This is a genomic window from Streptomyces sp. NPDC000878, assembly GCF_053599695.1.
In genome coordinates, this window is the sequence record NZ_JBSFMT010000001.1 from 306,390 (window position 1) to 331,670 (window position 25,281).

Consider the following 25,281-nt stretch of genomic DNA (forward strand, 5'->3'; position numbering starts at 1 on the left):
CTGGTCCTGTACGACCCGCACGTTCTACGGCGGGGGAGGCGCCCCGAACTACTACCTAGGTACGAGTGCGTTCCCCAGGCGCAGAGGCCGTCGAACCCCGTACCACCAGCTCCGGCATGAACACGAACTCGCTGTGCGGGGCGGGCGTACCGCCGATCTCCTCAAGGAGCGTGCGTACGGCGGCCTGGCCCATCGCCGGGACCGGCTTGCGGACCGTAGTGAGGGGCGGGTCGGTGAAGGCGATCAGGGGGGAGTCGTCGAAGCCCACGACCGAGATGTCCCGGGGGACCTCCAGACCGCGCTGCCGGGCCGCCCGTATCGCGCCCAGCGCCATCATGTCGCTCGCGCACACCACGGCGGTGCAACCACGCTCGATGAGCGCCGTGGTCGCCGCCTGGCCGCCCTCCAGGGTGTAGAGGGAGTGCTGGACGAGGCGCGACTCGACGTCCTGAGCCGTCAGGCCCAGCAGATCCTGCATCGTGCGGACGAAGCCCTCGATCTTGCGCTGCACCGGCACGAAACGCTTCGGGCCGAGCGCGAGACCGATGTTGATGTGGCCGAGGGAGACGAGGTGCGTGACCGCGAGGTTCATCGCCGCGCGGTCGTCGGGGGAGATGAACGGCGCCTGCACCTTGGGGGAGAAGCCGTCGACGAGCACGAACGGCACGCCCTGGGCGCGCAGTTGCTCGTAGCGCTGCATGTCGGCGGAGGTGTCCGCGTGCAGTCCGGAGACGAAGATGATGCCGGCCACGCCCCGGTCGACGAGCATCTCCGTCAGCTCGTCCTCCGTGGAACCGCCGGGTGTCTGCGTGGCCAGGACCGGGGTGTAACCCTGCCGGGTCAGGGCCTGGCCGATGACCTGCGCCAGGGCCGGGAAGATCGGGTTCTCCAGCTCCGGGGTGATGAGGCCCACCAGGCCCTCGCTGCGCTGCCGCAGCCGGACCGGGCGCTCGTACCCCAGTACGTCGAGGGCGGCGAGCACGGACTGGCGGGTGGTGGCGGCGACGCCCGGTTTCCCGTTGAGGACCCGGCTGACCGTCGCTTCGCTCACCCCCGCCTGGGCGGCGATGTCGGCAAGCCGTGTGGTCACAGGGCTGGACTGTACCGGCCGGCCCTCTCCTTGCCCACCGAACACACGTCGGGCGCGGGCCGTCGAACGACCCACCGGACGGCCAAAACGGCCGCCTGCCGCTGGGGGTTGCTGCGTCATCGCGCTCCCTCGGTGTTCTGGACGGGCCTGGTTGGCAAGAGCTTGCAGAGTCTTGCACAAGAGTCCCGGATCGCGCTGATCGACGACAGAGGGCAGTACCAGGGCGGGGTCAGGGCGGGTAAGGGGTGGGTTCGGAGCGGTGTCGGAGGGGTCACGGCGCGGTAACTGTCGTCGGTTCTTGCGCTTTTTTTCTGCAAGGTCTTTCGTAACGCTTACATGGCTGTTACGTTCACGTCGCCCGGCGGCGGCAACGGAGCGGCCGGCACATCGGTGGAAACGGCGGACGGGGCCGTTACCGCCAGTACACGGGCTTTCACCCTCAAGGAGAACTCATGCGGCGTGGCATAGCGGCCACCGCGCTGGTGGCGTCCATCGCCCTCGCGGCGACGGCCTGCGGCGGAGACGACAGCGGCAGCGACAAGGCCGACGGCCCGGTCACCATCACCTGGTGGGACACCACGAACGCCACCAACGAGGCACCGACGTACCAGGCCCTCGTCAAGGAGTTCGAGGCCGCCAACAAGGACGTCAAGGTCAAGTACGTCAACGTCCCCTTCGACCAGGCCCAGAACAAGTTCGACACCGCCGCCGCGGCCTCGGGCGCTCCGGACGTGCTGCGCTCCGAGGTCGGCTGGACCCCCGCCTTCGCCAAGAAGGGCTACTTCCTGCCGCTCGACGGCACCGAGGCCCTCGCCGACGAGGCCAAGTTCCAGCCCAGCCTGATCGAGCAGGCCAAGTACGACGGCAAGACGTACGGCGTCCCGCTGGTCACCGACACCCTCGCGCTGGTCTACAACAAGGAACTCTTCGCGAAGGCCGGCATCACCGAGGCCCCGAAGACCTGGGCCGACCTGAAGACGGCCGCCGCCACCATCAAGACCAAGACGGGCGTCGACGGCTACTGGGGCTCCACCCAGGCCTACTACGCGCAGAACTTCCTCTACGGCGAGGGCACCGACACCGTCGACGCCGCCGCGAAGAAGATCACCGTCAACTCGGCCGCCGCCAAGAAGGGTTACGAGACCTGGCTCGGCCTGTTCGACGGCAAGGGCCTGCACAAGGCCGACACCACCGCGGACGCCTACGCCCACATCCAGGACGCGTTCGTCAACGGCCAGGTCGCCGCGATCGTCCAGGGCCCGTGGGAGATCACCAACTTCTACAAGGGCACCGCGTTCAAGGACAAGGCCAACCTCGGCATCGCCACCGTCCCGGCCGGCTCCACCGGCAAGGCGGGCGCCCCGACCGGCGGCCACAACCTCTCCGTGTACGCCGGTTCGGACTCCGCGCACCAGAAGGCCGCGCTCAAGTTCCTCAACTTCATGACCTCGGCGAAGTCCCAGGAGACCATCGCCCTGAAGAACTCCACGCTGCCCACCCGCGACGACGCCTACACCGCCCAGGTGAAGGCCGACCCGGGCATCGCCGGCTACCAGAGCGTCCTCTCCGCCGCCCAGCCCCGCCCGGCCCTGCCGGAGTACAGCTCCCTGTGGGGCCCGCTCGACACCGAGCTGCCCCAGATCGCGGCCGGCAAGGAGTCCCTCGACAAGGGTCTGAGCAACGCGGAGACCGCGATCGCCAAGCTGGTCCCGGACTTCAGCAAGTGACCCCGATCGGCCGTCGGAACTGCCCAGTTGGACCCGGGGGACAGTTCCGACGGTCATCGGTCTGTCGGCCGTAACCCCCGATCCTCTGCCATTCCAGGATCTTCCAGAAGGTGTCGAACCATGACAGTCGCCATCGACCGCGCGACCGGCAAGCGCCGCGGTGAGCCCGGGCAGCGCCCCGGACGGCTCGATCGTCTCAAGCACGCCTACCAGAAGTACTGGTACGCGTACGCGATGATCGCCCCCGTGGTCGTCGTGCTCGGCGGGCTCGTGCTCTACCCGCTCGTGCGCGGCTTCTATCTGACGCTCACGGACGCCAACAGCCTCAACTCGGCCCGCACGATCGGCGTCAACCACATCGACGCCACGTACAAGTTCATCGGCCTCGACAACTACGCCGACATCCTGTGGGGCGACACCGCGTACGACCGCTTCTGGTCGCACTTCATCTGGACGATCGTCTGGACCGCCCTCTGCGTGACCCTGCACTACTGCATCGGCCTGGGCCTCGCCCTGCTCCTCAACCAGAAGCTGCGCGGTCGCACCTTCTACCGGCTGATCCTGGTCCTGCCGTGGGCCGTGCCCACCTTCGTCACCGTGTTCGGCTGGCGGTTCATGCTCGCCGACGGCGGCATCATCAACTCGATGCTCGACGCGGTGCATCTGCCGACACCGCTGTGGCTGGAGGACACCTTCTGGCAGCGGTTCGCCGCGATCATGGTCAACACGTGGTGCGGTGTGCCGTTCATGATGGTCTCGCTCCTTGGCGGCCTCCAGTCCATCGACTCCACCCTCTACGAGGCCGCGGACATGGACGGCGCGACCCCCTGGCAGAAGTTCTGGTACGTCACTCTCCCGGGCCTGCGCCCCGTCAGCTCGACGGTCGTCCTCCTCGGCATCATCTGGACGTTCAACCAGTTCGCCGTCATCTTCCTGCTGTTCGGCACCACCGCACCGGACGCGCAGATCCTCGTGACCTGGGCCTACTACCTCGGCTTCGGCCAACAGCCGCGCGACTTCGCGCAGTCGGCGGCCTACGGCATGCTGCTGCTGGCCATCCTCGTCGTCTTCACCTCCTTCTACCGCCGCTGGCTGAACCGCAATGAGCAGCAGCTCGCGAACTGAGGCAGGAGCTTCCGTACCCATGAGTGCCATGACAGTTGAGAAGTCCGAGCCGACAGAGCCGACGGGCCCGACCGGGACACCGGCGGCCTCGCGGCCCGCAGGACGCGGCGGCCGGCCACGCCTCGGGGCGGCCCTCGCCTCCCACGGCATCCTGGCCGTCGCGAGCCTGATCGCGCTGTTCCCGATCGCCTGGCTGTTCTTCCTGTCCCTCGGCCCGGACAAGGACGACTATCTCCACCCCGGGCGCATCTGGGACAAGATGACGTTCGACAACTACGCGTTCGTCCTCCAGCACACCAACTTCTTCGACTGGATGAAGAGTTCGCTGATCGTCTCGCTCGGTACGACGGTCATCGGCGTCCTCGTCGCGGCGACCACGGGGTACGCGGTCTCGCGGATGCGCTTCCCCGGCTACCGCAAGTTCATGTGGGTGCTCCTGGTCACCCAGATGTTCCCGATCGCCGTACTGATCGTGCCGATGTACCAGATCCTCTCGGACCTGCGACTCATCGACAACTACCTCGGTCTGATCCTCGTCTACTGCTCGACGGCCGTGCCGTACTGCGCCTGGCTGCTCAAGGGATACTTCGACACGATCCCCTTCGAGATCGACGAGGCGGGACGCGTCGACGGGCTGACCCCCTTCGGCACCTTCGCGCGACTGATCCTCCCGCTCGCCAAGCCGGGCCTGGCGGTCGCCGCGTTCTACAGCTTCATCACCGCGTTCGGCGAGGTCGCCTTCGCCTCGACGTTCATGCTGTCGGACACGAAGTACACCTTCGCGGTCGGCCTGCAGAGCTTCGTCAGCGAGCACGACGCCCAGCGCAACCTGATGGCCGCCACAGCGGTACTGGTCGCGATACCTGTCTCGGCCTTCTTCTACCTGGTCCAGAAGAACCTGGTGGCGGGCCTGACCGCAGGCGGCACAAAGGGCTGAGCCCGGTCCAGTGAACTCCCGCGCGTCATCTGCCGCGCGGGTGGCGGACGCGGTGGCCATCCGACCCCGCTGCCACCGCGTCCGCTTATGCCCAACGGTTGGGCCGCGCCCCGAAAGGGGCGCGGGGAACTGCGCGACAAGCCCCCACCGGCCCGCAGCCTCAAAACAGCCAGAAACCACCCATGACCCGAACTCCGTTACATATCAAGGACGTTATGAGCCAGCACTCCGCCGCTCCGGCCCCGACCTCCGCCGCCCCCGCCGTCGCCGCCCACCGAGACTGGTGGCGCGACGCGGTCATCTACCAGGTCTACCCCCGCAGCTTCGCCGACAGCAACGCCGACGGCATGGGCGACCTGGAAGGCGTACGCTCCCGGCTGCCGTACCTGCGCGACCTGGGCGTCGACGCCGTGTGGCTCAGTCCCTTCTACGCCTCCCCGCAGGCCGACGCCGGCTACGACGTGGCCGACTACCGCGCGGTGGACCCGATGTTCGGCAACCTCCTGGACGCGGACGCCCTGATCCGAGACGCACACGAACTGAACCTGCGGATCATCGTCGACCTGGTCCCCAACCACTCCTCAGACCAGCACGAGTGGTTCAAGCGTGCGGTAGCGGAAGGCCCCGGCTCACCCCTCCGGGACCGCTACCACTTCCGCCCCGGCAAGGGCGAGAACGGCGAACTCCCGCCCAACGACTGGGAGTCCGTCTTCGGCGGCCCGGCGTGGACGCGGGTCACGGAACCGGACGGCACCCCCGGCGACTGGTACCTGCACCTCTTCGCGCCCGAGCAGCCCGACTTCAACTGGGAACACCCGGCGGTCGGGGACGAGTTCCGCTCGGTCCTCCGCTTCTGGCTCGACATGGGCGTCGACGGATTCCGTATCGACGTCGCACACGGCCTGGTGAAGGCGGAGGGCCTCCCGGACCTCGGAACCCACGACCAGGTCAAGCTTCTGGGCAACGATGTCATGCCGTTCTTCGACCAGGACGGCGTACACGCCATCTACCGCGAATGGCGCCTGGTTCTCGACGAGTACGCGGGCGAACGCATCTTCGTGGCCGAGGCATGGACCCCGACCATCGAGCGCACGGCGAACTACGTCCGCCCGGACGAACTCCACCAGGCGTTCAACTTCCAGTACCTGGCGACGCATTGGGACGCGGCGGAACTGAAGAACGTCATCGACCGCACCCTGGACGCGATGCGCCCGGTGGACGCCCCCGCCACCTGGGTCCTGTCGAACCACGACGTGACCCGCCACGCGACCCGCTTCGCCAACGAGCCCGGCCTCGGCACCCAGATCCGCCTCGCCGGAGACCGCGCACTGGGCCTGCGCAGGGCCCGCGCGGCCAGCCTGCTGATGCTGGCGCTGCCCGGCTCGGCGTACGTCTACCAGGGCGAGGAGCTGGGCCTGCCGGACGTCGTCGACCTGCCGGACGAGGTCCGCCAGGACCCCGCGTACTTCCGGGGCGCGGGCCAGGACGGTTTCCGCGACGGCTGCCGGGTGCCGATCCCGTGGACGCGGGAGGGTTCGTCGTACGGCTTCGGCGCGGGCGGCAGCTGGCTTCCGCAGCCGGCGGAATGGGCCGAGCTGAGCGTCGAGGCGCAGGAGGGTACGCCGGGCTCGACCCTGGAGCTGTACCGCACCGCGCTGACGGCCCGCCGCGAACAGGCCGACCTGGGCGCGGGCGACTCCGTCGAGTGGCTGAAGGCCCCGCAGGGCGTACTCGCCTTCCGGCGCGGCCAGTTCGTGTGCGTGGCGAACACGAGCGGCGAGGCGGTCACGATCCCGGCGTACGGGGAGATCCTGGTCGCCAGCGGCGAGGTCACCGTGGCGGACGACGAGGCGAAGCTGCCGGCGGACACTACGGTTTGGTGGACGACGGTCTGAGAACCCCGAGCCCCGCAAGACCGCTTCTCGCAGGCGGCTGAGGGGCGAACCGTCAGAGCCCGCCGCCCAGTTCGGGGCGGCGGGCCCTGCTGCGGTCAGTAAAAGATGCCGACGTGTTCCGGCTCGTTCCCGGTCAGGCCAGGCCGAACTTCTCGGCGTGCACCTGTCGTGAAGGGACTCGCAGTTGCCGCAGGCCGGCGAGCGCTGCCGCGGTCATGGCGGGCGGCCCACAGACGTACACGTCGCGTTCGGTGACGTCGGGGACCAGCCGGTGCAGGCTGTCCGGGCCGAACGGCGGGGCGCCCTCGGTGGTCCGGCCGGTGAGCAGGTGCAGCCGGCCGCCCCGGAGCGCGACCAACTGGCGCACCTCGTCCAGCAGTACGGCGTCGGCCTCGCTGCGCACCCGGTACAGCACGACGACGTCACCGGCCGTCTGTTCCTCCAGCATCGCCCGCACGGGCGTGATCCCCACGCCGCCGGCGATCAGCAGGGCGCCGGGCCGGGTCCGGTGCAGCGAGGTGAACGCCCCGTACGGCCCCTCGACGAAGGCGCGGCTGCCGACCGGGACGTTGCGCAGGCCGGCGCTGGTGCTGCCGACGGCCTTCGCCGTGAGCCGCAGCCCCCGTCCGTCGGGCGCCGCCGACAGGGAGAAGGGGTTGGCCAGCCAGAAGTGGTTGTGCCCGGGGAACCGCCAGATGCAGAACTGGCCCGCGCGGGCGGGGAGTTTGTCGAGGTGCCGGCCGGTGACGTACACGGAGACCACGTGGTCCGACTCCGGCACCACCGCCGCGACACTGAACCGGTGGTAGGCGTTGTACCAGAGGGGCATGGCGATCCGGCCGGTCAGCAGGGCGCCGAAGGAGAACAGCCACAGGATCCACCAGTAGGCCTCGGCGAACGCGGAGGACGTGAACGTCGTGGTCTCCTCCAGCTGGTGGACGAACGCCAGGCCGAGGGCCACGTAGAGCAGCAGGTGCAGCCCGTGCCAGACCTCGTACCGCAGCCGCCGCCGCAGGGGCCGGGTGGAGATCACGCCGATCACGACGATGATGCCCGCGGCCCACATGCCCAGCAGGGACGCCACCACCCCGCTCAGTGCGACGAACGTCTTCCCCATGGACGTGTCGTCGAGTGTCGCGTAGCCGAGCACCACCAGCGTGGCGTGGGTGAGGACGGTCCACAGCAGGGTGAAGCCGACCCAGCGGTGCCACACCGTGAGCCGGTCCATCCCGATACGGCGGTCCAGCCACGGCAGCCGGGCCACCAGCAGCAGTTGGAACAGCATCAGCAGGGCCGCGTGCAGTCCGAAGAACTTCGCGACCGTGAGCACGCCGTTCTTGCCCGAACCGGCGCTCACGAACAGCGCCTCGACGATCACCACGTTGACGATGACAAAAGTCCACATCGCCCAGCGCGCCGCGTCCACCGGAAGCACGGTGCTTCTTCGCACCGAGTTGCTCGTCGCCGCCATGGTCGCCTCTCGTCCCCCGTGACCGCGGTACTCGCGGCCCACCTCGGTCGGGTAAGGGTACGGCCGGCGGACCCGGCTCAACATCCCTCTCTGTGAAGAGATTTCGCGCGCGTGAAGAGGAAGTGTCCCAAGGGTTGACCGCTCCGCAAGCGGACTCGTACCTTCTGGGCGGCTGAAAGTTTTCAGTCATCTTGCAGCAAGAATCGGCAACAGTTCTTGCTCGGACCTTCAACGGAGAAGGACCCCTACATGGCCAGCAGAACCCTCTCCGGCGCGCTCGCCCTCGCGGCCGGCGCGTCCATCGCGCTCGCCGTCCCGACGGGCGCCGCCTACGCCTCCCCGCCCGGCACCAAGGACGTCACCGCCGTCCTCTTCGAGTGGAACTTCGCCTCGGTCGCCAAGGAGTGCACCAACACCCTCGGCCCCGCCGGCTACGGCTACGTCCAGGTCTCGCCACCCGCCGAGCACATACAGGGCTCGCAGTGGTGGACGTCGTACCAGCCCGTCAGCTACAAGATCGCCGGGCGGCTCGGTGACGCCACCGCCTTCCAGGGCATGGTGAACACGTGTCACGCGGCCGGTGTGAAGGTCGTCGTCGACACCGTCGTCAACCACATGTCCGCCGGTAGCGGCACCGGCACCGGCGGCTCGTCGTACACGAAGTACAACTACCCCGGTCTGTACTCGTCCTTCGACTTCGACGACTGCACGGCCACCATCAGCGACTACACCAACCGCACCAACGTCCAGAACTGCGAACTGGTCGGGCTCGCCGACCTGGACACCGGCGAGGAGTACGTCCGCTCGGCCATCGCCGGGTACATGAACTCCCTGCTCGGCTACGGCGTCGACGGCTTCCGCATCGACGCGGCCAAGCACATCCCGGCCGCCGACCTCGCGAACATCAAGTCGCGGCTGTCCAACACCTCCGTGTACTGGAAGCAGGAGGTCATCTACGGCAGCGGAGAGGCCGTCCAGCCGACTGAATACACGAGTAACGGGGACGTCCAGGAGTTCCGGTACGCCTACGACCTCAAGCGCGTCTTCAACAACGAGAACCTCGCCTACCTGAAGAACTACGGTGAGGGCTGGGGCTACATGAGCAGCTCGGTCTCCGGTGTCTTCGTCGACAACCACGACACCGAGCGCAACGGCAGCACCCTCAACTACAAGGACGGGGCGAACTACACCCTCGCCAACGTCTTCATGCTCGCCTATCCGTACGGCGCCCCGGACATCAACTCCGGCTACGAGTTCTCCGACACGGACGCCGGCCCGCCCAACAGCGGCTCCGTGACCGCCTGTTGGCAGGACGGCTGGAAGTGCCAGCACGCCTGGCCGGAGATCCTGCGCATGGTCGCCTTCCGCAACGCCGTGCGCGGTGAGTCCGTCACCAACTGGTGGGACAACGGGGGCGACGCCATCGCCTTCGGGCGGGGCGGCAAGGGCTACGTGGCCATCAACCACGAGTCGAGCAGCCTGAGTCGCACCTACCAGACCTCGCTGGCCGCGGGCACGTACTGCAACGTGCAGAACAACACCTCGGTGACCGTGAACAGTTCGGGTCAGTTCACCGCGACGCTCGGCTCCAACACGGCCCTCGCGATCTATGCGGGCAAGTCCAGCTGCTGACGCCCGGGACCTCCCTCGCGTGACCGCGCATGGTGCGTCCGGCCGTGCGCGGTACGAGAGGGATTGACGGTAACGGAACCCCGCCCTACGTTCCGTACCGACATGGGAGCGCTCCCACGATTGGGCGGATCATGATACGCACACTGAGAAAGTGCACGGTGATGTCCTTGGCGGTGCTGATGACGGCCGCCGGTTTCACCGCGGCGGGCACGTCGGGCGCCTGGGCCGCCACCTCGGCGACGATCAACGGCTCCACCACGTATCAGCCGATCGACGGCTTCGGGTTCTCGGAGCACTTCGGCCGGGCCGCCGTCATGAACGGCTCTCAGGGCCTGTCCGCGCAGCGCCAGAAGGAGATCCTCGACCTGCTGCTGAACCGCAGCACGGGTGCCGGGCTGAGCATCCTGCGCCTGGGCATCGACTCGGGTATCCAGCCGACCAGCCCCGGCGGCCCGAACGCCACCCCCAGGTACGTGTGGGACGGTGTCGACAAGGGCCAGGTGTGGCTGGCCAAGCAGGCCAGGGCCTACGGCGTGAGCCGCTTCTACGCCGACGCCTGGACCGCCCCCGGCTACATGAAGACCAACGGCACGAACGCGAACGGCGGCACGCTCTGCGGCCTGAGCGGCGCCACCTGCGCGAGCGGCGACTGGCGTACGCCGTACGCCAACTTCCTTGTCCAGTACGCCAGGTTCTACGCCCAGGAGGGCGTCGGCGTCACCGACCTCGGGTTCACCAACGAGCCCGACTGGACCGCCACGTACGACTCCATGCGACTCACCCCCGCCCAGGCGGTCGAGTTCACGAAGGTCTTCGGCCCGATCGCGAACGCGGCCGGATACAAGGTCGCCTGCTGCGACTCCCTCGGCTGGAACCAGCAGAAGAACTACAGCAGCGCGATCGAGGCCGACGCGACCGCACGTGCCCTCGTCACCACGCACACCGGACACACGTACGCCAGCGCGGTCACCGGCCCCCTGCCGACCCAGAAGCGCAGCTGGATGTCGGAGTGGTCGCCCGACGGCACCACGTGGAACGAGAACTGGGACGACGGCAGCGGCTACGACGGGTTCACCGTCGCCTCCGCGGTCCACGACGCCCTCACGCTGGGCAACACCAGTGGCTACGTGTACTGGTACGGCGCTTCGACCGGCGCCACCCGCGGTCTGATCCAGATGGAAGGCGACAGTTACCGCGTCTCCAAGCGCCTGTGGGCGATCGCCAACTACAGCCGATTCATCCGCCCCGGCGCCACCCGTGTCGCCGCCACCACGCCCGACACCAACCTCAGGCTGTCGGCGTTCCGCAACACCGACGGCACGCTGACCGTCGTCGTGCTCAACGCGTCCAGCGGCGCCCAGCAGGTCTCGTACAGCCTCCAGAACACCGGGATCACCACCGGGACGGCGACCCCGTACCTGACCAACGGCTCGAACAGCATGGCCCAGCAGCCGGCCGTCACCGTCGGCGGGGGCTCGCTGGCCGCGACGGTCCCGGCCCGGTCGCTCGTCACCTACACCATCAAATGACAGGAGTCGCGATGCGCGTGAGAAGACGTCTGGGCGTCTTGCTCGGAGGACTCGCCCTGCTGGTCGGAGCGGCGGCGGCACCGTCGTCCGCGGCGGCGACCGCCCTGCCGAGCAGCTTCACCTGGTCGTCGAGCGGGCCGCTGATCGGCCCGAAGTCGGACGCCACCCACACCCTCAGCGCGGTCAAGGACCCGTCGGTGGTGTACTTCGAGGGCAAGTGGCACGTCTTCGTCACCACCACGACCAGCACCGGTGCGTACAGCATGGTGTACCTGAACTTCACCGACTGGTCGCAGGCAGGCGCGGCGCAGCACCACTACCTGGACCGGACGGCGATCGGCACCGGGTACAAGACGGCGCCGCAAGTGTTCTACTTCGCGCCGCAGAAGCTGTGGTACCTCGTCTACCAGACCGGGGACAACGCGGCCTACTCGACCACTGCGGACATCGCCGACCCCTCTACGTGGAGCGCGCCGAAGAAGTTCTACGCCGACGGCATGCCGCAGATCATCAAGGACAACATCGGCGGCGGCTACTGGGTCGACTTCTGGACCATCTGCGACACGGCCGACTGCTATCTGTTCTCCTCCGACGACAACGGCCATCTCTACCGCTCGCAGACCACCCTGGCCAACTTCCCGAACGGCTTCACCAACACGGTCATGGTGATGTCCGAGACCAACAAGTACCGCCTCTGGGAGGCGAGCAACGTCTACAAGCTCGCCGGCTCCAACACCTACCTGCTGGTCGTCGAGGCGATCGGCAGCAACGGCAAGCGGTTCTTCCGGTCCTGGACGTCGAGCAGCATCACCGGCACCTGGACCGCGCTCGCCGACACCGAGGCCAACCCCTTCGCCCGGTCCACCAACGTCACCTTCAGCGGCACTCCCTGGACCAACGACATCAGTCACGGCGAGATGATCCGGGCCGGTGTCGACCAGACCCTCACCGTCAACCAGTGCCGCCTGCAGTACCTGTACCAGGGCATGGATCCCGCGGCCACGGGGCCCTACAGCACGCTGCCCTGGCGGCTGGGCCTGCTGACCCAGACCAACTCCAGCTGCTGAAAGTTCTTTCCAGGGTTTTCAGGACTCTTGCTGTAAGCCTTACGGCGGCGATACGGTCACGCGGGGTCGGACCCACGAGAGCCGCAATCGCAAGGAGTCCACGTCCGTGATACCGAGATGGACGGCGCCGTCGAGGCGCCGAACCGCCCATGCCGGCCGGGTCGCTGCGGTCACCGTCACCGCGTTGACCGCAGCGCTCCTCCAGCCCCTGGCCGCCGGGGCGGACACCCCGCCCGCGCCCCCGTCCGACGCGAAGCTCGCCGCCGAGCCCGCCCGCCACGACGCCACCCGCGAGCAGTTCTACTTCGTCCTCCCGGACCGATTCGCCAACGGCGACAAGGCCAACGACCAGGGCGGACTCACCGGTTCACGCCTCGCCACCGGCTACGACCCCACCGACAAGGGCTTCTACCAGGGCGGCGACCTCAAGGGCCTCACCAACAGGCTCGACTACATCAAGGGCCTCGGCACCACCGCCATCTGGCTGGCGCCGATCTTCAAGAACGAGCCCGTACAGGGCACCGGGGCGAATGCCTCCGCCGGCTACCACGGTTACTGGATCACCGACTTCACCCAGGTCGACCCGCACTTCGGCACCAACCAGGACCTCGAAACCCTCATCTCCAAGGCGCACGCCAAGGGCATGAAGGTCTTCTTCGACGTCATCACCAACCACACCGCCGACGTCGTCGACTACGAGGAGAAGTCCTACGACTACCTCTCCAAGGGCGCCTTCCCGTATCTGACGAAGGACGGCGAGCCCTTCGACGACGCCGACTACGCGGACGGCACCAGGACCTTCCCGAAGGCCGACCGGGACTCCTTCCCCCGCACCCCCGTCGTCCCCGCCGCGAAGAAGAACACCAAGGTCCCGTCCTGGCTCAACGACCCGACGATGTACCACAACCGGGGCGACTCCACGTGGGCCGGCGAGTCCGCCACCTACGGCGACTTCGTCGGGCTCGACGACCTGTGGACCGAGCGCCCCGAGGTCGTCTCCGGCATGGAGAAGATCTACGAGAAGTGGGTCAGGGACTTCGACATCGACGGCTTCCGGATCGACACCGTGAAGCACGTCAACATGGAGTTCTGGACCCAGTGGGCCACCGCGCTCGACGCGTACGCGGCGAAGAAGGGCCGCGACGACTTCTTCATGTTCGGCGAGGTCTACTCCGCCGACACCACCGTGACCTCCCCGTACGTCACCCAGGGCCGCCTGGACTCGACGCTCGACTTCCCCTTCCAGGACGCGGCCCGCTCGTACGCCTCCCAGGGCGGCAGCGCCCAGAAGCTGGCCTCTGTCTTCGGCGACGACTACAAGTACACGACCGACAAGGCCAACGCGTACGAGCAGGTCACCTTTCTCGGCAACCACGACATGGGCCGGATCGGCACCTTCCTCAAGCAGGACGACCCGACCGCCACCGACGCCGAGCTCCTCGCCAAGGACAGGCTCGCCAACGAGCTGATGTTCCTCAGCCGGGGCAACCCGGTCGTCTACTACGGCGACGAGCAGGGCTTCACCGGCGCGGGCGGTGACAAGGACGCCCGCCAGACCATGTTCGCCTCCAAGGTCGCCGACTACCTCGACGACGACGAACTCGGCACCGACCGCACCCACGCGAGCGACGCCTACGACACGAGTGCACCGCTCTACAAGCAGATCAGTGCTCTCGCAGCCCTCCGCAAGGCCAACCCCGCCCTCGCCGACGGCGTCCAGACCGAGCGCTACGCGGCCGACGGCGCCGGTGTCTACGCCGTCTCCCGCACCGACGCCAAGTCCGGCACCGAGTACGTCGTCGCCTTCAACAACGCGGCCGAGGCGAAGACCGCCACCTTCGCGACCGGCTCGCCGAGCATGGCCTTCAAGGGCATCTACGGCACCGACGCCAAGGTGACCAGCGGCACCGACCGCAAGCTCACCGTCACCGTCCCGCCCGGCGCCTCCGTCGTCCTCAAGGCCACCGCCAAACTCGCCGCCCCCACCACCAGGCCGACCCTCACCCTCACCGCCCCGGCCACCGGCGCCACCGGCACGGTGGACCTCACCGCCGACGTCGACGGCGGCAGCGGCCAGCTCAACCGCGTCGTCTTCGCCGCCCAGGTCGGCAACGGCAAGTGGCAGACCCTCGGCTCCGCCGACCACGCGCCCTACCGGGTCACCCAGACCATCGGCAAGGACATTGCCCCCGGAACAGCCCTGCGGTACAAGGCAGTTGTGGTCGACAGCGCAGGACGTACGGCAAGCACCACGGCGACCTCCACCACGGGCACCCCGCCCGCCCCCGAGGTCCCCACGGCCTCCTCGCGCGACTACGCGATCGTCCACTACAAGCGCGCGGACGGCGACTACACCGACTGGCGCCTGTACGCCTGGGGCGACATCGCCGACGGCGAGGGCACCACCTGGCCGGCCGGCCACGACTTCGTCGGGCGGGACGCGTACGGCGCCTTCGCCTACGTCAAGCTCAAGCCCGGTGCCTCCAGCGTCAGTTACCTCGTCATCGACAAGGACGGCAACAAGGACGTCTCCGCCGACCGCTCGATCGACGTCACGAAGACCGGCGAGATCTGGGCCGAGCAGGGCAAGGAAGCCGTACTCACGGAGAAGCCCACCGCCGACTACCCCGACCAGGACACGACCAAGGCCGTCCTCCACTACCACCGCGCCGACGGCGACTACGACGGCTGGGGCCTGCACGTCTGGTCCGGCGCCGCCAACCCCACGGACTGGTCGAAGCCCCTGGAGCCGGTCCGTACCGACGCGTACGGCGCGGTCTACGAGGTACCGCTCAACGCCGGTGCCACCAGCCTCAGTTACATCATCCACAAGGGCGACGAGAAGGACCTCTCCACCGACCAGGCCCTCGACCTCAAGGCCAACGGCCACGAGGTGTGGCTCCTGAACGGCCAGGAGAAGTACCTCCTCCCACAGCCGGCCGGTTCCGCCGCCGCCCTCGACCTGACCACCTCCAAGGCGGTCTGGATCGACCGGAACACCGTCGCCTGGAACGGCAACGACGCAGCCGTCTCCACCCAGTTGCTCTACTCCCGCACCGGCTCGATCGCAGTGAACAACGGCACGCTGACCAGCACCGACGAACGCTGGCTCCGTCTCACCAAGTCATCTCTCACCGACGCCCAGAAGGCCAAGTTCCCGCACCTGAAGGCGTACACCGCCTGGACCGTCGACCCACGCGACCGCGACCGGGTCTGCGAGGCCCTGCGCGGCCAGCTCGTCGCCTCCCAACGGGCCGCGAACGGGGCCGCGTTGGCGGCGACGGGCGTCCAGATCGCCGGCGTACTGGACGATCTCTACGCCACCGCGTCGAACGCCGACCTCGGCCCCACCTTCAGCAAGGGCCGCCCGACACTCTCCGTCTGGGCGCCCACCGCGCAGTCGGTCAAGCTCGACCTCGACGGCTCCACGATCGCCATGAAGCGCGACCACACCACCGGCGTCTGGTCCGTCACGGGCAGCAAGTCCTGGAAGAACAAGCCCTATCGGTACGTCGTGAAGGTGTGGGCCCCGAGTGTCGCCCAGGTCGTCACCAACGAGGTCACCGACCCGTACTCCGTCGCCCTGACCGCCGACTCCGAGCGCAGCCTCGTCGTCGACCTGGACGACAAGTCCCTTGCCCCGAGCGGCTGGACGACGTACAGCAAGCCCAAGGCCGTACCGCTCACCGACGCCCAGATCCAGGAACTGCACGTCCGGGACTTCTCGGTCGCCGACGACACCGTGCCCGCGAAGGACAAGGGCACCTACCTCGCCTTCACCGACAAGGACAGCGACGGCTCGAAGCACCTCCGCGCGCTGGCGAAGGCCGGCACCTCGTACGTCCATCTCCTGCCCGCCTTCGACATCGCCACCATCCCCGAGAGGAAGGCGGACCAGGCGACCGTCGACTGCGACCTCGCCTCCTACGCCGCCGACTCCGACCAGCAGCAGGCGTGCGTCGCGAAGATCGCCGCGAAGGACGCGTACAACTGGGGCTACGACCCGTACCACTACACCGTCCCGGAAGGCTCGTACGCGAGTGACCCGGACGGGACGCGGCGCACGGTCGAGTTCCGGCAGATGGTGAAGTCGCTCAACAGCGACGGGCTGCGGATCGTGATGGACGTCGTCTACAACCACACCCCGGCGAGCGGTCAGGCGAAGACGAGCGTCCTCGACAAGGTGGTCCCCGGCTACTACCAGCGGCTCCTCGCCGACGGCACGGTCGCCAACTCCACCTGCTGTGCCAACACCGCGCCCGAGAACACCATGATGGGCAAGCTCGTCGTCGACTCGATCGTCACCTGGGCCAAGGAGTACAAGGTCGACGGCTTCCGCTTCGACCTGATGGGCCACCACCCCAAGGCCAACATCCTGGCCGTCAGGAAGGCCCTCGACGCGCTCACCCTCAAGAAGGACGGCGTTGACGGCAAGAAGATCATCCTGTACGGGGAGGGCTGGAACTTCGGCGAGGTCGCCGACGACGCCCGCTTCGTCCAGGCCACCCAGAAGAACATGGCCGGGACGGGCATCGCGACCTTCTCCGACCGGGCCCGGGACGCCGTCCGCGGCGGTGGCCCCTTCGACGAGGACCCCGGCGTCCAGGGCTTCGCGTCCGGGCTCTACACCGACCCCAACTCATCGACTGGCAACGGCACTTCGGCCGAGCAGAAGGCCCGCCTCCTGCACTACCAGGACCTGATCAAGGTGGGCCTCTCCGGCAATCTCGCCGCCTACCGCTTCACCGGCACCGACGGCGAGGACGTCACCGGCGCCCAGGTCGACTACAACGGCCAGCCCGCCGGATACGCGGACGCACCCGGCGACGCCCTCGCCTATGCCGACGCGCACGACAACGAGTCCCTGTTCGACGCGCTCGCCTTCAAGCTGCCCGCGACGACGAGCGCGGCCGACCGGGCCCGTATGCAGGTCCTCGCGATGGCCACGGCCACCCTCTCGCAGGGCCCGGCCCTCTCTCAGGCGGGCACCGACCTGCTGCGCTCCAAGTCCCTCGACCGCAACTCCTACGACAGCGGCGACTGGTTCAACGCCATCCACTGGAACTGCACGGACAGCGCCGGCAACGGCAACGGCTTCGGGCGCGGGCTGCCCATGGCGGCCGACAACGCCTCCAAGTGGCCTTACGCCAAGCCCCTGTTGGCGACCGTCGGGGTCGGCTGCGCCCAGATCGACGGCGCCTCGGCCGCGTACCGGGATCTGCTGAGAATTCGTACGACAGAGAGCGACTTCTCCCTGGACACGGCCGGACAGGTGCAGGCGAAGCTCTCCTTCCCGCTGTCCGGCAAGGACGAGACACCTGGCGTGATCACCATGGAACTCGGCGATCTGGTCGTCGTGTTCAACGCGACGCCCGAGCGCGGTGAGCAGCGGGTCGGCTCGCTCGCCGGGACCTCGTACGAGCTGCATCCCGTACTGCGGGCGGGAGTTGACACTGTGGTCAAGTCGGCCACGTACGAGCGGGAATCGGGCACGTTCGCCGTTCCGGGCAGGACCGTCGCGGTCTTCTCGCGCACGTCCTGACAAGGGCATTATCTTGGTGGGGCAGACGCTCAACCCCGGTCTGCCCCACCGGTGTGTCCAAGGGCGGCCAGATGGACGGCAACGGCAAGTGGACAGACACAGCGGACACCACCGTGCTCGTCGTGGACGACACGGCGGCGGGCCGCTACGCGATGGGCGCGCTGCTGCGCCGCGCCGGTCACCAGGTCGTGGCCGTGGCCAGCGGCAACGAGGCGCTCGCCGAACTCGACGTACGGCTGCGCAAGGGCATCCTGCCCGACGTGGCCCTCATCGACGTGCACCTGCCCGACATGAGCGGGGTCGAGCTGTGCCGCCGCCTCAAGGCCAGGCCGCACATGGCCGGTCTGCCCGTCGTGCACTTCTCGGCGGGCGCCGTCACCCCGGGGGACCGCTGCGACGGGCTCGACGCGGGCGGGGAGGCGTATCTGTCGGTGCCCGCCGAGCCCGAGGAGATCGACGCGGTGCTGCGGGCCGCGGTGCGCGCGGCGCGGCTGCGGGCCGACGACCAGGCAGTGGCCCGGCGGCTGACCCGGCTGTCGGAGACGATCTTCACCATCCAGGCGGCACGCTCCCTCCAGGAACTCGCCGACGCCGCCGCCGAGGGCACCGCGCGGCTCACCGGCCAGCCCGCCGCCGTGTTCTTCCTCGGCCCGGACGACGAGCTGTACCGTGCGACCTCCCGCGACCGCACCTCGCTCGCCATGCCGGACGAGGGCGCCCACCGGGTCGTGGCGGGTCTGCTCAGGCGCCTCTCCCGTGGACAGAGCGGGGTGCAGATCACCACGGTGCCCGAGCCGCTGTGGCCCGCCGGGTTCTTCCGGCCCGGCGTCCAGCACGACGCCCGCCTGGTGCTGATCCCGACTCACGACGGCAGAGCGGCGGTGTGCCTGGCCACCCCCACCCGCAGCGTGCGCCGGGTGAGCCCCGAGAAGGAGTCCCTGGTCGCCCGGCTCGCCCAGGCCACCGTGCTCGCCGCCGAACCGCTTCTCATGTACCAGGTCGAACGGCATGTCGCCCTCACCCTCCAGCACAGCTTCCTGCCCCGCCCCGACCGGCTGCCCGAACTGCCCGGCATCGACGTCGTCGTCCGGTACGTGCCCGCGTCCCAGGACGCCGAGATCGGCGGCGACTTCTACGCCGCCCTGCGCACCGACGACGGTGTGCTCACCGCGGTCGGTGACGTCGTCGGGCACTCGCTGGACGCGGCCACCGTCATGGTCGAGATCCGGCACGCGCTGCGCGCCTACAGCGTCGAGGAGAGCGACCCGGCCGTGCTCGCCGAGCGCCTCGACCGGATGCTCCAGCGCTACCACCCCGAGGTCACGGCCACCGTCTGCCTGGTCCACGTCGACCCCGGCACCGGGCGCACCCTCATCGCCAACGCGGGCCACATCCCGCCGCTGATCATCCGCGACATCGGCAGCGCGGACTACGCCAAGGCCGAGGGCCCGCTGCTCGGCGTGGGCCTGCCCCATCCGCCGCCCACCGAACTCTTCCTCGAACCCACCGACCGGCTCCTCATGGTCACCGACGGCCTGATCGAGACCCGGGGCACCGACCTCGCGGACTCCCTGGAACACCTCCGCGCCGCCGCCACCGGCGCACTGCCCGGCCTGGACGCCCTCTGCGACACCCTGCTGGTCTGCTTCGGCCACGAACGCGAGGACGACATCGCGATGCTGGCATTGCGGCTCGCCGAGTAAACGTTCTGAGGGACCTGTGGTTCGTCGGCCGCGGGCTGGTGGGGGCTGGTCGCGCCCACGCGGCGGATGCCGCATATGGATACAGCCCCGCGCCCCTGAGGGGCGCGAGTTCCGCCCCTGGCTCCCCGAGGCCGCTCAAGTTCGGCTGATGGGGCCCGCCGGTTAGGGTGAGACGGCCGTGTCGTCGTAACCAGTCCTAGAACAGGGGTTTGACCCATGCCGCAGATCACCGTCGACTACTCGGGTCCGCTGACCGAGGCCTTCGACCGGCGTGCGTTCGCGCTCGCGCTGCACGAGGAGGTCGTCGCGACGGCGAAGGCGACGCCCGAGGCGTGCAAGACACAGTTCCGCCGCACCGAGGACGCCACGGTCGGCGCGGACACCGACGGCCACGCCATCGTGCACGTCTGGATCGGCATGCTGACCGGGCGCACGACCGAGACGAAGAACCAACTGACAGAAGCCGTACTGGAGTTGGTGCGCACTCACGTGAAGCCTGTCGAGGGCCTCGCCCTGCATGCCTCGGTCGAGGTCCGCGAACTCGACGACTCCTACCGGAAGTTCGACAGCTGAGCCTGGTGAGCCGCTTCCCGACTATGACGCGAGCGAGATGAGCCGTCCGACCAGATCGGTGAACGGGCCGTCGGTGGGCTCCTGTTTGAGCATCCGGCGCAGCAGCGCGGCCATCTCCTCGTCATAGGCGGCACTTACGGCGGCCAGCGCGGCGAAGTCGTGCACGAGCTGCGCCTCCAGCTCGGCACGCGGCACGCGCCGTCCGTCCAGCCAGATCAGCGCGGTCGACTCGACGAGCGATATCCACGTCCGGATGACCAACTCCAGCCGGGCGGGCGCGTGTTCGGCGTCCAGCTCCAGATGCGACAGGATCTGGACGTACGCCGCCTGCCGTACGGCGTCGATGAGCGCGTTCGTCGACGAGGCGTTGTCGGCCGCCGAGCGCACCCCGTCCGCCGACACCGCCGGGCCGCCGCGCATCAACGCCGCGAATCCGGGCCCGTGTTCGTCGACGAAGTCGAAGAACCGGCGCATCACGCGCAGCAGCCGGGCGCCGAGCGGACCCTCCTGCGGCTCCATGAACCGGCCCGCCAGATCGTCCGACGCCCGCTTCAACGCGGCCTCGTACAGGCTGAGTTTGCCGGGGAAGTAGTGGTAGACCAATGGGCGCGAGATGCCCGCGGCCGACGCGATCTCATCGATGGAGACCTCGTCGGGCGAGCGGCGGCTGAACAGTTCGAGGGCGACGCCGATCAACTGCTGCCGGCGTTCCTCGACTCCCATTCTGCGGCGAACCCCGGTTGTCATGCGAACACCTTACCGATCGATTACGGCCCTCAACGGACCGGTCCGACCCAGGGTGTTCACAAATCCAGCACAAGTGGACCACGTCGTGCGCGCGACACGCAGATCAGCATCGAGTCCGCCCGCTCGGCATCCGTCAGCAGCTCGTCGCGATGGTCCACTTCCCCTGCCAGCACACGCTGTTGGCACGTCCCGCAGAACCCCTGCTCGCACGAGTAGGCGGTGTCCGGCAGCTTCTCGCGTACGGCGGCCAGCACGGTCGAGTCGGCGGCCACCGTCAACCTCCGCCCGCTGCGCCGGAGTTCGACCTCGAAGGACTGGTTGCCCGCAGCCGACGTACGCGGGCTGAAGCGCTCCAGGCGCAGCACGGCCCCCTCGGGAATCCGCGCCTCGACCGCCGCCGTCAACCCCTCCGGGCCGCAGCAGTGAACGGCGGTGCCCTCGGGCAGCTCCGCCGCGACACCCGCGAACAGCGCGTCGAGATCGGGCAGCCCGTCCTCGTCCTCGGCGACGACGGTGACCCGCCCGGAGCCGGCGCCCGAGCCCAGCTTCTCGATCTCGGCGAGGTACGGCATCGAGGCCCGACTCCGCCCCCCGTACAACAGCCGCCATTCCAGGCGGGGTTGGTCTGCCACCGCCCGGAGCATCGGCAGGATCGCGGTGATGCCGATCCCGCCGGCCACGAAGACGTACGCCGGAGCCGGGGCGAGCGGGAAGCGGTTGCGCGGGCCGCGCACCTCGACGGTCATGCCCGCCCGCAGCTCCTCGTGCACCTCGCGCGAGCCCCCGCGCCCGTCCGGCACCAGCCGCGTGGCGATCGTGTACGCCGAGGTGTCCGCCGGGTTCCCGCACAGCGAGTACTGCCGCACGAGCCCCGACGGCAGCACCAGATCGAGATGCGCCCCCGGCTCCCAGCCCGGCAACTCCCGCCCTTCCAGCCGCAGTTGTACGACCCCCTCGGCAACCGTGTCATGTGCGGCGACCGTCAGCCGCAGGGCCCGGGAGCGCGGCCGGCCGGAGACCGGCTCCGCCAGCGCGGGCAGCGGCCACAGCGGCGAACCCTCGATCCGGCGCCGCACGGCCCGCCGGGCGAGCAGCGCGGCCCCGGCGGTGAGGGCGAGGGTCAGCGGCCGGGACATCAGGCGGCGCCCTTGTCGGCGGCGACGGCGGCGGGGGAGGAGGCCAGATAGGCCACGGCCTGCGCGGTGGACCCCTCCTGGGAGGGGTGGTAGTCACGGCGTAGATAGCGCGGCACCGATCTCGCCATGGCCCAGGTCGACGGCAGCAGACCCCGCTTCCCGCGCACGTAGAAGCCCCGGAAGGTCGGCTTGCGGAGGTTGGGCGACGGGTCGTTCGCCATGAAGAACCGCACCCCGCGCTGCCACAGGAAGAACATCGCCAGCAGCCCGGTCAGCCAGGTCCGCACCCGCCGCCGATAGCCCCCGTCGACATGTGTGAACAGGTCGAAGGCGACCGACCGGTGCTCGACCTCCTCGGCGCCGTGCCAGCGCAGCAGATCCAGCATCGTCGGATCGGCGCCGCGCCGGTCCAGCTCCGACGCGTTGAGTATCCAGTCGCCGAGGAACGCCGTGTAGTGCTCGATGGCCGCGATGACGGCGACCCGCTCCATCAGCCACCACTCACGGCCCCGGCGACCGGGCAACGGGCTCCCGTCGCCGAGCAGCTTCTCGAAGAGCCAGTCGACCTGGGCGGTGTAGGGCGTCGGGTCGAGCCCCAACTCCCGCAGATGCGGAAGGACTTCGTCGTGGGCCTGGGAGTGCATGGCCTCCTGCCCGATGAACCCGACGACATCCGCCCGCAACTGCTCGTCCCGTATATAGGGCAGCACCTGCTTGTACACATGCACGAACCACCGCTCCCCGGCGGGCAACAGCAGATGCAGCACATTGACGGTGTGCGAGGTGAAAGGATCCCCCGGCACCCAGTGCAACGGGGTCCCCTCCCAGGAGAAGGACACCTTGCGCGCCTTGATATTGGACATGGCGTCAATGTACTGACGGGTAGGGGGCGGGGAAACCCCCGTGCGCAGACTTGCTGACACCAACGTCAGCAGGAGCGCCCCAAAGGGGCGCGGGGAACTGCGCGACCAGCCCCCACCGGGCCCGCACCCGTCAACGCAACCCCCCAATACCCCGCCCATCCTTCAAAGTCCCCTTCAACCCAGCCTGCGCCCCCTGCTGGGTCTTGGCCGCCAGCAAGGCACCCCGGACCGAAGAGCGAACCCCACCCGTCGCGCTGATGGACGCCGTGTTCTCAGCGCCGGCCGCCAACATGAACCACTCACCCGCCCCCGACTTCCACAACACCCCCGCCAGCACACTCGGATCCCGCGGCCCACAAGCGGAGCTGCTCTCCGACTTCGCCGCCACCGCCCCGTACTGCCCACCAGGCGTATGGAACTGCGCCAACACCCGCGCCCCGCCACCCCGCCAGGTCTCCGCACGAGTGCACACCCAGTCCGCCGCCCCGCTCCCGTCCGGCAGCGGCTGCTCCGCGTACTGCCAGGCGTTCACACTGCGCACCCCCTGGGAGTGCATCGCGGCGAGGGAGCACGCGAAGGGCGACCACGTGGCCAGCGCTGCCGGGGCCGACGCCTCGCGGGGCGCGCCCGGGCGGCCCGTGGTCAGGTGGGCCGGGACGAGTTCCGCGAGGTCGCTCAGCAGACGGGCACCCCCGGCGTCCGTCACCTGGAGCGTGTTCCAGGACTGGCAGGCGCCCTTCTGCGCGATCGGGCTGGCCAGCGGCCCGGTCACCCCGTCGGTCAGCCCCAGGTCGATCGGCGTCGCCGCCGGCCTGCGCAGGTCCCGCATCTCCGCCGTGAGCACCCAAGGAGCCGTCAGATAGCGGACGTTGCCGTCGGCCCGGTCGAGGACCACCGCGTCGGCCTCGGCGCCGGTCGCGCCGTCGACACGGGCGAAGTCGAGCGCGGCCCCGGCCGTGCCGTCCTTCGGTTCGGCGTACCGGGCGATGCGCAGACCGTCGTACAGGATCACCACACGAGCCGCGTCGACCGTGCCCGCGTACAGGAGCTGGGGCGGTCCTGCCGGGCCGCCGGAGGGGGTGCCCGGGGTCGCCGAGACCTGGACCGTCTCGCCGGGGCGGGCCCAGACGGCGAGGGCGCGGCGCAGCAGCGCGCTGTCGCCGACGAGGTCGCCGCGCGCGGGCCAGACGGAGAAGTCGGTGCGGGCGGAGGACTTCCAGGCGGCGGCCGGTACGAGGGTCAACTGGGCGGGGTCCAGGGCGGCTTCGGCGGCCGGGTTCTGCGCGTACGCGGGGGCGGCGGCGCCGTCCGGGGCCCAGCCGCCGCCGGGCAGGCCGAGCAGCGTGCCGCACACCGCGACGGCCGCCGCCGCGACGAGCGCCGCCTTGAGGTGCTGCCTGCGCCGCATCAGGTCGGTGGGGCGGGCGTGGAGCGAACAGGGGTCGAACTCGGCGGAGTCGAGCAGCGCGTACTGCGCCGGGACCTTGTCCGCCTCGCGGAGCGCCTCGGTCGGCCGGTCGACCCCGGCGGCCTCCAGGGCGGTGCGGACGTCGCCGTCCGGGAGGTTCTCCAGACCGCGCAGGACGTACGCGGCCCGGGCGGGCCCGGACAGGGCCGACAGCCGCTGGTCCAGGGCGAGTTCGTCCGCGCCGCCCGAACGCGGGAAGAGGCGCAGGCCCCACACCTGGGGGAGCAGCGGCGGCAGTTGCGACCGCTTCGGCAGCGAGCGGCCCCGCCACGGCTGCCCCGCCGCGAGCGCCGTACGCAGCACCTGGAGGCGGACCAGCGCGTAACCGGCGTCGCCCGCGCGGCCCTTGGACTGGGCCGGGATCGCGGCCGAGGAGCTGCGGCCCCTGGGCAGCGCGCGCTGGACGAGGGCGTGCGCGGTCAGGACGCGCCGGTTGCGGCCCAGGCTCGGCGGCAGCACCAGATAGGCCAGCCGGACGAGCCGTGGGTAGTGCTCGACGAGCGCGGCCTCGGCCTGCTCCACGTCGACGACGGGGCGGCCCTTGGCGTTGGTGCCGGTGGTGGGGTGGGGGTTCGAGGCGACATCCTGTGACTGCACGTTCAGCAGAACGAGCGAATCGGTGGATGGTCACCTAGGGCCTGTCGTTTGGATCACGCCTGGGCCGCGGGGTGTGGTGCGCACATCTGCCGCGTTGTCGTCGGTTGCCAACGCTCCGCGTTGACGCCCTCCTCCGCCTTGCAGCTGCACGCACCACACCCCGCTCACCGGCAGACAAA

General features: G+C 69.4%; 15 protein-coding genes and 1 pseudogene. 10 read left to right on the forward strand and 6 right to left on the reverse strand.

Translation table 11 applies throughout. The features are described 5' to 3' along the window. Positions 1 to 55: 55 nt before the first annotated feature. On the reverse strand, positions 56 to 1,090 hold the full coding sequence (locus ACWDR4_RS01255; protein WP_450402311.1) for a LacI family DNA-binding transcriptional regulator: 1,035 nt from the start codon (positions 1,088 to 1,090) through the stop codon (positions 56 to 58). A gap of 452 nt (positions 1,091 to 1,542) precedes the next feature. Here ACWDR4_RS01255 and ACWDR4_RS01260 point away from each other — a divergent pair, with 452 nt between their 5' ends. The 4 genes from ACWDR4_RS01260 (at position 1,543) to ACWDR4_RS01275 (ending at position 6,774) form a co-directional block, all read left to right on the forward strand. Then, positions 1,543 to 2,817 carry an extracellular solute-binding protein gene (locus ACWDR4_RS01260; protein ID WP_450402314.1) on the forward strand — a complete coding sequence of 425 codons (1,275 nt, stop codon included), beginning with the start codon at positions 1,543 to 1,545 and terminating at the stop codon, positions 2,815 to 2,817. A 120-nt stretch (positions 2,818 to 2,937) separates the two neighbouring features. Then, complete coding sequence (locus tag ACWDR4_RS01265; protein ID WP_450402315.1) at positions 2,938 to 3,942, forward strand: carbohydrate ABC transporter permease; 1,005 nt, start codon at positions 2,938 to 2,940, stop codon at positions 3,940 to 3,942. A gap of 19 nt (positions 3,943 to 3,961) precedes the next feature. Beyond that, positions 3,962 to 4,879, forward strand: a complete 918-nt coding sequence (locus ACWDR4_RS01270; protein WP_450402317.1) for a sugar ABC transporter permease — start codon at positions 3,962 to 3,964, stop codon at positions 4,877 to 4,879. A 215-nt stretch (positions 4,880 to 5,094) separates the two neighbouring features. Next, the gene (locus ACWDR4_RS01275; RefSeq protein ID WP_450402319.1) at positions 5,095 to 6,774 is read left to right on the forward strand and encodes a glycoside hydrolase family 13 protein; all 1,680 of its coding nucleotides are present in this window, start codon (positions 5,095 to 5,097) and stop codon (positions 6,772 to 6,774) included. A 133-nt stretch (positions 6,775 to 6,907) separates the two neighbouring features. Here ACWDR4_RS01275 and ACWDR4_RS01280 read toward each other — a convergent pair whose 3' ends face one another. Continuing rightward, positions 6,908 to 8,245 carry a ferredoxin reductase family protein gene (locus ACWDR4_RS01280; RefSeq protein ID WP_450402321.1) on the reverse strand — a complete coding sequence of 446 codons (1,338 nt, stop codon included), beginning with the start codon at positions 8,243 to 8,245 and terminating at the stop codon, positions 6,908 to 6,910. Positions 8,246 to 8,494: 249 nt separating this feature from the next. Here ACWDR4_RS01280 and ACWDR4_RS01285 point away from each other — a divergent pair, with 249 nt between their 5' ends. The 6 genes and pseudogenes from ACWDR4_RS01285 to ACWDR4_RS01310 all read left to right on the forward strand — a co-directional run bounded on the left by ACWDR4_RS01285 (position 8,495) and on the right by ACWDR4_RS01310 (position 20,291). Continuing rightward, positions 8,495 to 9,877, forward strand: coding sequence for an alpha-amylase (locus ACWDR4_RS01285; protein ID WP_450402323.1), 1,383 nt, complete (start codon positions 8,495 to 8,497; stop codon positions 9,875 to 9,877). A gap of 131 nt (positions 9,878 to 10,008) precedes the next feature. Beyond that, entirely contained in the window at positions 10,009 to 11,406 is a 1,398-nt protein-coding gene (locus ACWDR4_RS01290; protein WP_450402325.1) for a glycoside hydrolase family 30 protein, read from the forward strand. A gap of 71 nt (positions 11,407 to 11,477) precedes the next feature. Next, a pseudogene (locus ACWDR4_RS01295) lies at positions 11,478 to 12,473 on the forward strand (non-reducing end alpha-L-arabinofuranosidase family hydrolase); the annotation flags it as partial. Between the two features lie 106 nt (positions 12,474 to 12,579). After that, a complete protein-coding gene (gene pulA / locus ACWDR4_RS01300) occupies positions 12,580 to 18,015 on the forward strand; it encodes a pullulanase-type alpha-1,6-glucosidase (protein ID WP_450402327.1) in 5,436 nt (1,811 codons plus the stop codon). A gap of 71 nt (positions 18,016 to 18,086) precedes the next feature. Continuing rightward, complete coding sequence (locus ACWDR4_RS01305; protein ID WP_450402329.1) at positions 18,087 to 19,718, forward strand: SpoIIE family protein phosphatase; 1,632 nt, start codon at positions 18,087 to 18,089, stop codon at positions 19,716 to 19,718. A 216-nt stretch (positions 19,719 to 19,934) separates the two neighbouring features. Beyond that, positions 19,935 to 20,291 (forward strand): 5-carboxymethyl-2-hydroxymuconate Delta-isomerase, encoded by a 357-nt coding sequence (locus ACWDR4_RS01310; RefSeq protein WP_450402332.1) that lies wholly within the window; start codon positions 19,935 to 19,937, stop codon positions 20,289 to 20,291. Between the two features lie 21 nt (positions 20,292 to 20,312). Here ACWDR4_RS01310 and ACWDR4_RS01315 read toward each other — a convergent pair whose 3' ends face one another. The 4 genes from ACWDR4_RS01315 to ACWDR4_RS01330 all read right to left on the reverse strand — a co-directional run bounded on the left by ACWDR4_RS01315 (position 20,313) and on the right by ACWDR4_RS01330 (position 25,102). Beyond that, positions 20,313 to 21,038 (reverse strand): TetR/AcrR family transcriptional regulator, encoded by a 726-nt coding sequence (locus tag ACWDR4_RS01315; RefSeq protein WP_450402334.1) that lies wholly within the window; start codon positions 21,036 to 21,038, stop codon positions 20,313 to 20,315. Between the two features lie 56 nt (positions 21,039 to 21,094). After that, a complete protein-coding gene (locus ACWDR4_RS01320) occupies positions 21,095 to 22,174 on the reverse strand; it encodes a PDR/VanB family oxidoreductase (protein WP_450402336.1) in 1,080 nt (359 codons plus the stop codon). Continuing rightward, complete coding sequence (locus ACWDR4_RS01325; protein WP_450402338.1) at positions 22,174 to 23,037, reverse strand: metal-dependent hydrolase; 864 nt, start codon at positions 23,035 to 23,037, stop codon at positions 22,174 to 22,176. The genes ACWDR4_RS01320 and ACWDR4_RS01325 overlap by 1 nt, the downstream gene beginning before the upstream one ends. Before the next feature lie 130 nt (positions 23,038 to 23,167). Further along, a complete protein-coding gene (locus ACWDR4_RS01330) occupies positions 23,168 to 25,102 on the reverse strand; it encodes a hypothetical protein (RefSeq protein ID WP_450402341.1) in 1,935 nt (644 codons plus the stop codon). Positions 25,103 to 25,281 lie beyond the last annotated feature (179 nt).

Excerpts from the sequence above, each read along its gene's own strand:
- ACWDR4_RS01265 (WP_450402315.1), top strand. The coding sequence starts at position 2,938 with ATGACAGTCGCCATCGACCGCGCGACCGGCAAGCGCCGCGGTGAGCCC.
- ACWDR4_RS01285 (WP_450402323.1), top strand. The coding sequence starts at position 8,495 with ATGGCCAGCAGAACCCTCTCCGGCGCGCTCGCCCTCGCGGCCGGCGCG.
- ACWDR4_RS01310 (WP_450402332.1), top strand. The coding sequence starts at position 19,935 with ATGCCGCAGATCACCGTCGACTACTCGGGTCCGCTGACCGAGGCCTTC.
- ACWDR4_RS01305 (WP_450402329.1), top strand. The coding sequence starts at position 18,087 with ATGGACGGCAACGGCAAGTGGACAGACACAGCGGACACCACCGTGCTC.
- ACWDR4_RS01290 (WP_450402325.1), top strand. The coding sequence starts at position 10,009 with ATGATACGCACACTGAGAAAGTGCACGGTGATGTCCTTGGCGGTGCTG.
- ACWDR4_RS01280 (WP_450402321.1), bottom strand. The coding sequence starts at position 8,245 with ATGGCGGCGACGAGCAACTCGGTGCGAAGAAGCACCGTGCTTCCGGTG.
- ACWDR4_RS01325 (WP_450402338.1), bottom strand. The coding sequence starts at position 23,037 with ATGTCCAATATCAAGGCGCGCAAGGTGTCCTTCTCCTGGGAGGGGACC.
- ACWDR4_RS01320 (WP_450402336.1), bottom strand. The coding sequence starts at position 22,174 with ATGTCCCGGCCGCTGACCCTCGCCCTCACCGCCGGGGCCGCGCTGCTC.
- ACWDR4_RS01270 (WP_450402317.1), top strand. The coding sequence starts at position 3,962 with ATGAGTGCCATGACAGTTGAGAAGTCCGAGCCGACAGAGCCGACGGGC.
- ACWDR4_RS01260 (WP_450402314.1), top strand. The coding sequence starts at position 1,543 with ATGCGGCGTGGCATAGCGGCCACCGCGCTGGTGGCGTCCATCGCCCTC.
- ACWDR4_RS01315 (WP_450402334.1), bottom strand. The coding sequence starts at position 21,038 with ATGACAACCGGGGTTCGCCGCAGAATGGGAGTCGAGGAACGCCGGCAG.
- ACWDR4_RS01275 (WP_450402319.1), top strand. The coding sequence starts at position 5,095 with ATGAGCCAGCACTCCGCCGCTCCGGCCCCGACCTCCGCCGCCCCCGCC.